This window comes from Deltaproteobacteria bacterium (assembly GCA_003696105.1).
GTDB lineage: Bacteria > Myxococcota_A > Polyangia > Haliangiales > J016 > J016.
This window is the reverse complement of record RFGE01000144.1, coordinates 1-8,533: the sequence shown is the minus strand read 5'-3', so window position 1 is coordinate 8,533 and position 8,533 is coordinate 1. Positions and strand designations below refer to the sequence as shown.

General features: G+C 66.2%; 8 protein-coding genes. 3 read left to right on the top strand and 5 right to left on the bottom strand.

The genetic code is table 11. The annotated features are described in order from the left end of the window. Positions 1 to 22 precede the first annotated feature (22 nt). The 5 genes from D6689_09930 to D6689_09910 all read right to left on the bottom strand — a co-directional run bounded on the left by D6689_09930 (position 23) and on the right by D6689_09910 (position 4,937). On the bottom strand, positions 23 to 1,396 hold the full coding sequence (locus D6689_09930; protein RMH41889.1) for a hypothetical protein: 1,374 nt from the start codon (positions 1,394 to 1,396) through the stop codon (positions 23 to 25). A gap of 82 nt (positions 1,397 to 1,478) precedes the next feature. Beyond that, the gene (locus D6689_09925; GenBank protein ID RMH41888.1) at positions 1,479 to 2,372 is read right to left on the bottom strand and encodes a tetratricopeptide repeat protein; all 894 of its coding nucleotides are present in this window, start codon (positions 2,370 to 2,372) and stop codon (positions 1,479 to 1,481) included. Continuing rightward, on the bottom strand, positions 2,333 to 3,259 hold the full coding sequence (locus tag D6689_09920; GenBank protein RMH41887.1) for a hypothetical protein: 927 nt from the start codon (positions 3,257 to 3,259) through the stop codon (positions 2,333 to 2,335). The genes D6689_09925 and D6689_09920 overlap by 40 nt, the downstream gene beginning before the upstream one ends. A 589-nt stretch (positions 3,260 to 3,848) precedes the next feature. Next, on the bottom strand, positions 3,849 to 4,046 hold the full coding sequence (locus D6689_09915) for a hypothetical protein (protein RMH41886.1): 198 nt from the start codon (positions 4,044 to 4,046) through the stop codon (positions 3,849 to 3,851). A 210-nt stretch (positions 4,047 to 4,256) separates the two neighbouring features. Beyond that, on the bottom strand, positions 4,257 to 4,937 hold the full coding sequence (locus D6689_09910; GenBank protein ID RMH41885.1) for a hypothetical protein: 681 nt from the start codon (positions 4,935 to 4,937) through the stop codon (positions 4,257 to 4,259). A gap of 39 nt (positions 4,938 to 4,976) precedes the next feature. Here D6689_09910 and D6689_09905 point away from each other — a divergent pair, with 39 nt between their 5' ends. From D6689_09905 to D6689_09895, 3 genes are all read left to right on the top strand, one after another. Next, the gene (locus D6689_09905) at positions 4,977 to 7,133 is read left to right on the top strand and encodes a hypothetical protein (protein ID RMH41884.1); all 2,157 of its coding nucleotides are present in this window, start codon (positions 4,977 to 4,979) and stop codon (positions 7,131 to 7,133) included. Between the two features lie 212 nt (positions 7,134 to 7,345). After that, positions 7,346 to 8,068: a hypothetical protein gene (locus D6689_09900; GenBank protein RMH41883.1), complete on the top strand. Its 723-nt coding sequence runs from the start codon at positions 7,346 to 7,348 to the stop codon at positions 8,066 to 8,068. 147 nt (positions 8,069 to 8,215) lie between these two features. Further along, positions 8,216 to 8,533: hypothetical protein (locus D6689_09895; GenBank protein RMH41882.1), on the top strand; the 318-nt coding region annotated here is incomplete at its 3' end.

The following is an 8,533-nucleotide window of genomic DNA, read 5'->3' as shown; positions in this document are numbered from 1 at the left end:
CTTCTGACTCGTGTTTCGCCCTTCAAGCTGCCTCTTGGCGTGGCGTAGCCGGCGGTTCAAGGTCGATGTTGGAATTGTGTAAGTTGTCGAGAAGGGTGGGCAGATCAAGAAACCGCTGTGGGTTCAACACGCGACGTGCGGCGCGCAGGATGTCTTCGAACGACAGGCCGCTCTTGTGCGGGTACCAAGGACGGAACGGCGGAGTGGCATAAGGAGTCTGGTAGACGTGCTCGGTGAACCACAGAATCAACAGCGTGTAGGTCATGCCGACGAAGGGCGCGACGCGCTTGACTGCCTCGGGTTTACGCGCGGAGGAATCGGCGAAGCCGAGCAACTGCTTCAGGTTCCTGAAGCTAACCTCAATGGCCCAGCGACCGGAGTATCCTTCAAGGATCTGCTCAACGGTTAGGTGACGGTCGGTAGCGAAGAAGGTACGCAGCCCGATCGATCCCGTCTCGACTCGAACGACGACGATGTGAAGTAAGCGGGTGCCACAGGCTCGATACCACTGCGCCCAACACTCTTTGTACTGCACCGTCTTGGGCTTGCCGTTGAGTTTGACCTCGCAGGTCTGCCAGGGACGCCGACTATCTTTAGCGAGCTTCTCGGGCGACGCGAGACGACGACCGCGTTTGCGCGGACGTCCACGCCGGGTTGTCTTTTGGGGTGGCAATGCGGTGAGTACGGCATCCGGTCTCATGTCGCCGATGAAGTGCACGCTGTCCGGAAGCCCATGGATAACGGTGCTGTTGCAATACGCGGAATCGCCTGTCACTTCGACGGCGCGGCCCTTCGCCCAGCCAACGACGAGGTCGACCATCTCGCGGGCAAGCTCGGTCTTCTTTCGATACGGGAGCTTCTTGTTGGCGCACGTCTTCTTGTTTCGGTACAGGCGAAACAGAATCGGCAAGGCCCACACGTGCTTCGAGAACGGAACCTTCACCAACACGGCCAAGACCACCCAGCAGTGGCCGAGACAGAACACCTTGTACTTCTTGGTCGAGCGAACGGCATCGATGTGCGCGTCGACTCCAAACACGTGCTCGCCCTTCTTCGGGGCGACCGTGTCGTCCACCGCGAGCCGGATCGGCTCGTCGGACGGAAGCGTGCTCATGATCCAGTCAAACAATCGCCGCCCCAGATCGTCCGGATTCCACGTGCCTCGCGAGAAGAACCGGTGGTACTTTTCGTAGTCCGTCGCGCCCGCCATCTGCGTCACGACCAACGCCTGCGTAACCGCGCCCGGATCCAGTACCCAGCCCGTTGCCAATACGATCAGGTTCGCGAAGCTCGGTTTTGTAAGCGCTGACCGAAAAATTGCCAGTGCACGAATAAATGTGAGAACAAGGTTGCCGGCCACGCTGCCTCCGTGTTGGTTTGCGACCAACAAACCCATCGCAGAGTCGGCGTGGCCGGTCCAATTTTCGGCCTAGAAAAGGGCGAAACACGAGTCTGACGCGCGCGCAGCCTGCTCCACGTCAACGGCCCGCCCCCGCAGGTCGGCCCGCCGATGCGCGGCCGCCGAGCGACTCGAGCAGATGCGTCGCGGTCGGATCGTCCGGCGCGATGCGGAGCAACTCGCGCAACCATCGCCGCGCCGCCTCGGTCTCGCCGCGCTCCACAGCCACCACTGCGAGCCGGCCATACGCGGGAACCAGCCGCGGATCCATCGCGATCGCTCGCTCGTACAACCGAACGGCTTCGTCGACGGCCCCGCGGCGTTCGGCGACCCGTCCGAGCCCGAACACGGCATCCGCGGCCGCAGGATCGAGCGCGACTACCCGCGCCAATGCCGCCTCGACGCCATCCCAGTCGTCCCGGGCGTGGGCCACTGCCGCCACTTCGCGCCACACGTCGGGATCGCGCGGCGCCTGCCGTCGCGCACGCCCCGCGGCCCGCTGCGCCGCGTCCATCTCCCCGCGCTCCCGATGAGCCCGCGCGAGCAACGTCCAGACCGCTGCGTCATCGTGGCCGTGACGAGCGGCGTTCTCGAGTGCGGCGATGGCGGCCGGATACTCGCCGCGCTGCACGTAGATCTGACCGAGATTGACCAGCGGCGTGTGGTCGAGCGGATCGGCCGCCAGGGCGGCGCGATAGTGCTCGACGGCCGCATCGAAGTCGCCGCGCGCCTGCGCGAACACGCCGAGATTGAAGTGTCCTTGCGCGTAGTCGGGATCGAGTTCGACCGCAAGCCGATACAGCGCGACGGGGCGCGTCATGCACGCCGTTTCGGGCGACGCGGCATCGACCGCCGCGAGTGCGCCGCCGACGACGACAAACGCGACGAACTGATAATTCGCGTAGGTCAGCCGTGTCCACAACCGCGACATGGTCACAGGTTCGCGCGGATGTCCGCGCGCCGGACGCGCCACAGAAACGAGTCGAAGTAGTAGTGCGTGAGCGCCAGCGCCGCGAACAGCGCGGTGTACAGGCCGGTATTGCCGCTCGCGCCGACCAACGGCCGGAACCACGCGGCGTCGATCGCGAACACGATCGACGTCCACAGCGTCAGCACGCCGACATATACCCACAAGCCGCGCGGTCCCGCCGTCCAGCGCAGTAGCGGTGACACGTCGTCCGGCCGGGCGTGCGCGACCCGTTTACGGTTGTAGTGCCACACCAGCACACAGTACTGCACAGAGTGGTACACCTTTTCGTGGGCACCCAGAAGGAATACGTTCGTCGTTGTATTCATCACGCCGTGGCCGGCGGTGATCAACGCGAGAAATGCGAGCCGCCCGCTATTGATCCGGCCGTCGATCCGCGTGCGGCGCACCGTGTCCCACAGCCAGATTGCCGTGATCACGACCGCCACCGTGGTGGTGGTCGCGCGAATCCCGGTCATCACCGCCCGCCGATGCGCGATCGGAATGCCGACCCGTTCAAGTTGCTCGAGCAACGGAACGAGCAACCCCATGTTCCACGCCGTGAGCATGGCCGCCATCGCCGTCAACCACGCTAGATCGAGGCGGCGCCAGCGCGCGGGGGCGCCCGCGTGCTTGGCATCGTACAACCGGGCAAAGCCATAATTCTGCATCACCGCGTGAAAACGGTCCCACGCGTAGAGCACGAACGCCAGCACCGTCTGCCGCTCCCACGTCGCCGCCGCGAGCACGACGACGGCCGGCGGAAACAGCCACACCGCACACCGGTTGCGACGCCGCTCCTCGCGATCGCCGTACGCGCGCAGCCACGTCGGCGCGTAGTGTGTGAGTGTACATCCCACATTGAGCGCAAAGAACAGACGGATCGGCTCCACCCACCGTGCGGCTACCAGGACGAAAAGCGCACTCAGTAGGCCGGTTCCCGAGTACAATAGGAGGTCGTGAGCCGGGCCGACGAGCCAGGGGGTACCGCGGCGACCGGTCGCGGTCATCGTTCGGCGGTTCCGTTCGCGCACCGAGCCAACACGAGGGGAGTATCGCAATGACACTGGGTCGCCACAAGACACGCGTGCTTCGCACGTTGGGGATCGTACTCGTGGCCATGTCGGTCGACGCTGGGTCGGTGACATCCGGACATGCGGGTGCGTTCGGGCCGTATCCGGTACAGACCTTCGAAGCCGGCAGCTTGATCATTCCGATGGATGAGTGCCATCAATACGCCGGCGACACGGCGTTCGCGCACACGCGCAACCCGCCGATGTGTTACTGCCCGAACTCGACCGCCGACAACGGAGTCATCCGCGCCTATGGCCTCGTGTACCGTTTGCTCGAGCACGGCATCACGGTCAATGTGATCATTGACGACCAGAAGATTGCGATCGACTCCACCGACTTCGCGGTCGATGGAGGCGATGGCGAGCCGGTCAAGCTCTTCAACCGAACCACGGGTGCGACCGACTCGTTTTACACGCCAAGTTGCGCGCCCACGCGCGTGATCGAGTACCGCGGATCGCCGTTCGTGATCCCCGCGGCCGACGCGCCGCTCGCACTGTCTCTGATCCAAAACGGCGATCCCGTCGGCGTCGGCACGCCGCCCCGAGGCATCTTCGACGCCGCAGACTTCGTCGATGTCGACGTGCACGTCGCGCAAAAGCCGTTCACCGCGAAGGTCGCGCGCCGCTACAACGGCCCGCCGCGGCCCCTCGCGCTGCTCAACCTCGGCGGTGCCGCCTCTGCGGTGCTGGACGGATACCTCATGCGCGCCGGCCTGTTCACGCCCGACGCCGGGGGCACGGCGTGCGCGCCGGGGACCATCTTCGGGCGCTTCGAGACGCCGGACGACTTCTTGAACGATTGCTTGACGGTCGGCAACTACCAGACGCTGTGGGCACCGCACTGGGTGGGGGATACCAGCGACCCGACCATCAACGCCGTCGTCGACAAGATCGCGGCGTTCGTGGACAGCGGCCACGCGCTGTTCGCCGAGTGCGCATCCATCGAAACCTTCGAGGGCTCGTTCAAACTCGGCGGCGGCGGCGGCGGTGGCGGCGCGTTCGAACTCACCAAAGCGGAGCAAAAAAACGGCAAGCTGAAGGTCGAGGGGAGGGGAACGCCGGGGGACACGGTGATCATTCGCAACGCGAATTCGTGCGCCGAAATCGCCACTGTCACGGTGGATGGCCGTGGAAAATGGAAATTCGAGGCGGCGGTCAATCCGTTTCCTTGCCGCGTCGCGGTCGACTCGCAAGGGATCGTGCTCGAAAAAGACGTAGACGCCGCCCCGGCCAACTGTGACAGTCCCGGCGGCGGCGGCGCCTGCCCGAGCACGACCGGCGGAGGCGGCCCTGCGCCCGCCTGCTCGCTCACCTGCGGCGCGCCCGACGTCGACGCCTCCTTCAGCGGCCACTTCCAGCTCACCAACGGCATGGTGAAGAACGGCCTGGGAAACTTTGGCGACGCGTCCGCCAACGAAGGGTTCATCACCGCGAGGTCGCCAGTCCGTTCGTACAAAAAGGCGATCTTACTTTCGAAGGGATCGGCGGCCACATCCACAACTGGCGGCCCGCCGGATGCCCACTGTGCGCGGTCACGGTGGACACGCAAGGCGCGCTCGCGCCCGGAGACTCGCACTACTTGGACGGAACACTGCGTTTTATTTCGAGTTGCGCGGGCGCCGACTTCGACGCCGTCACCGGCAGCTGCCTGCGTGCGGAATCGGATCCAGACGGCGCGTACGTCGACGCGAAGAGCGCGTGGGACTTTTACACGTATCGGCGCAAGGACAACGACCCGGCCAAAGGCCCCATCATTTATCTCGGCGGGCACGACTACAATGGCAAGCCCGGCGGGGAGCGCCTCGTGCTCAACACGATGCTCAACCTCGAAGCCGAGGTCGCTCCACCGGACCCGCCGTCCCCGCTGGCGCTCGTTCGTTCGAGCCCGATCGTCGCGCCGCTCGCGGCGCTGCTCACGTACCTGCAGGGCTCGACCACCATCTACTCCCCCGACGAGACACCGACCACGTACTCCAGCGCGAGTGACGCATCGACGTTTGTGTTTCCCTATCGCAAGGGACATCTGTACGCGTACGACGCCAACTTGTTGTCTGCCGATCCGACGGAATACCAGGACCTGGGCGCGCCGCTGTGGGACGCTGCGGGCGTCATGCCGAACGCCAACCCGTCCGGTTGTCCGATCCCGTTCGACGGATCTTGCCGTACCGTTTTCACCACGGTCGAACCCGGCGTGAAGCCGACGATAGTGCCGTTCCACACTGGAAGCACATCGACGCTCGGGAGCTTCTTGCTGCCCAGCGGTACGCCGACGGACGTGTCGACTCTGATCTCGAAGATCCTTGCGGGCCGGCCATCGGGCGGTGCGGGGACCACTGACGTTCCGACCCTAGGTGGCATCGACCGGTCGACGATGGCTCTGATCGAGTCGAGCCCGTTGGCCGGCACTACACGGCCGACGATGATTTACGTTGGCGGCCTCGACGGCATGTTGCACGCGATCTGCGCCGACGACGTCGCGCCCTGCACGCAACCCGGCCGGGAGCTGTGGGCGTACATTCCCCGCACCCAGCTCGGACGACTGCGGCTCAACGAGCAACGTATCGACGGCTCCCCCAAGGTGGCCGACATGTTCGGAGACTTCGACGGGACCGGGACGCGCGAGTGGCGGACGATCATGGCGTTCCAACTCGGCACCGGTAACCCGGCCGATCCGGCCGCCGCACCGGCGGTGATTGCGATGGATGTGACGGACCCCGGCGCACCAAAGGTGCTGTGGGAAGCCAACCCGCCTGCGGCCCGGTCGGCAATTGAACTGGGCGTCGGCCTCGAGCTCGCCATGGGACCGATCCGAATCAACGGGCAGATCGAGCCGGCGGTTATCGTGAGCACGAATAACGGTGGCACCGGGAGTGCGGGAGTCTACGTGGCCGCGCTGTCCGCGCGCGATGGGTCGTTGTTGTGGTCCCAACCGTTCGAGCACCTGTATCCGCCGCCGCGCAGCACCAGCACACCTCCGCTGCCGGCCACCGGCATTCCCGGCGGCGTCGCCGCCATCGACACGTCCGACGACGGAACCTTCGACAAGATCGTGGTTCCGACCCTGTACGGCGATCTATGGGTACTCGACGCCGAGACCGGCACGAGTGTGTACCCGGGGCCACTGTTCCGGTTCTCGACGGACTTGCAGCCCATCGGCGCCTCGCCGACGATTTACCGCGACGATGCCGGTACCTTTTATGCCATCGTCGTCTCGGGCGGTTACGTCGATCCCAACGGCGCCACCTGGGTCGAGCCGGGCGGCACCAGCTACGTCGTGAGCGTGCGGCTCAACGTGAATCCGGCGCTCACGCCTCTGTCGGAGACCGGCCCCAACACGCCCGAACGGCCGTTCGTCATCCCGCTCGTCGGCCAGCGCGTGTTCGCTCCCGCGCTCGTGGCCGGCGGCGAGCTGTACGTCGTGACATCGGACGTGGATATCAACGAAGTCGGCACCGCCGGGACCGGGATGCTTCACCGCGTCAACCTTGCCACCGGCTCGATCATCAGCTCGACGTCGCTCGGCAGTTCGGGCGCGTCGACCGCTGACGCAACGGCAAACGGCGTGGTGTTTGCGTCCGGGACGACGAAAGTCGTACGCGCCGACTTTTCCGGGAGTTTCAACGCCAGTGGCCAGACGGCGGAACTCACGTTCCAGGCGCGCACGGGCCGCCAAGTGTGGTTGCGGCTGCAATGATGACAGCGGACGATTTTGCGTCGTGACGCACATGGCGCCGCTCGTGCATGGGCATCGATGATCGCCATGCGCCTGCGCTCCAAATGGGGCCGTTCGCCCGCCGACGTCACAGCGGTCCGTAGTCGTCCATGATCGCAAGACACCCGCGCTACTCGCAGCTCTGCTCCGACCGCTCGGCTGATCTCGCTGCGACGCGCCAGCGCGCTCGGGTGATGCGCATCGCCATGGCAAGCGTGTTCCTCGCCGTGGGCATGGCCGCGTGCGAGGTGGACCACTATCCCCTGCGCGATCCGGGTGTGCCGCCGCCTCCACCTGCGCCGCCGCCGCCGCCAAGCGCGACCATTCGCGGCCGACTATGCGAAATCTTCGATTTGACCGAGCGCGTCGATTGTCGGCCGGCTGAGAATTCGGAACTGATCGTGTCGACCTTGATCACGTTCGCCACGGCCGACGCAGACGGTACGTTCGCCGTCGCGTCGCCGGAAAAAGCGACGACGATCGCCGTCGTCGCGGTCGCCAACGACGACTGGTTCGGCAGCACCGTATTCGTCTCACTCGACGCGGGCGGCGCGGCCAGGGGCGTCGAAATACCCGTCATGCGCCGCGCACTCGTCGAGGAAATCGTCGCAAACAGCAGCGCCCCCCTGGCCGAAGGCAGCTCGATCTTCGCGGTACAAGTAGACCGGGCCGGTGTTCCGGCGGCGAGCGTCGCGTTCGAGCCGGTCGACGGCGTGCAACCTCGCTACGACGCCGGCGAGCGAACCTACCTTCCCGGCAATGGGACCGGACCTCTCGGCACGGCCGTCTACGTGGATCTCGATCCGACCCTGACCGGATACGACATCCCCTACGGCGATGCCACTGCACCTCACATGGTTCACCTGGGCGCGTTCGCCGAAACGCTGGCGCTGACGCGCGTACAGCTCGCGCCGTAGCCCGTCCGCCGCCCAGTCGACCGCCTGAGCCGGTCCGTCCCTCGCCGTTGGCGGTCGCCACCTGCCCCGTGCCGCACCGTCGCCGCCGTCGCGGGATTGCGGCGCAGCCCCTCGCGGAGTCGCGCGCCGGGGTGGTACAATGAGTGCGTGCCGGGTGACGCTGCGAGAGCTCTGCGCGCGCTCGCACTGGCCGCGTGCGCGGCGCTCGTCGCGTGCGACGTCGAGCCATACCACATCAGCGGCGCGTTCGACGACGGCGGAGGCCGCGTGGGCGACGGCGGCGGACGCCGCGATGCCGGCGCGGTCGGTGACGCGGCGCCGACCATCGACGGGGCGACCGACGCTGCACCGTGCACGCCGGCGCCCGAGGTCTGCGACGGCCGCGACAACGACTGCGACGGCGACGTCGACGAAGACTTCAACCTGATGGCGGACCCCGCAAACTGCGGCGCGTGCGGCAACGCG

What these genes read in the sequence shown, in the direction of transcription:
- D6689_09900 (RMH41883.1), top strand. Translation starts at nt 7,346, where the DNA reads ATGCGCATCGCCATGGCAAGCGTGTTCCTCGCCGTGGGCATGGCCGCG.
- D6689_09930 (RMH41889.1), bottom strand. Translation starts at nt 1,396, where the DNA reads ATGGGTTTGTTGGTCGCAAACCAACACGGAGGCAGCGTGGCCGGCAAC.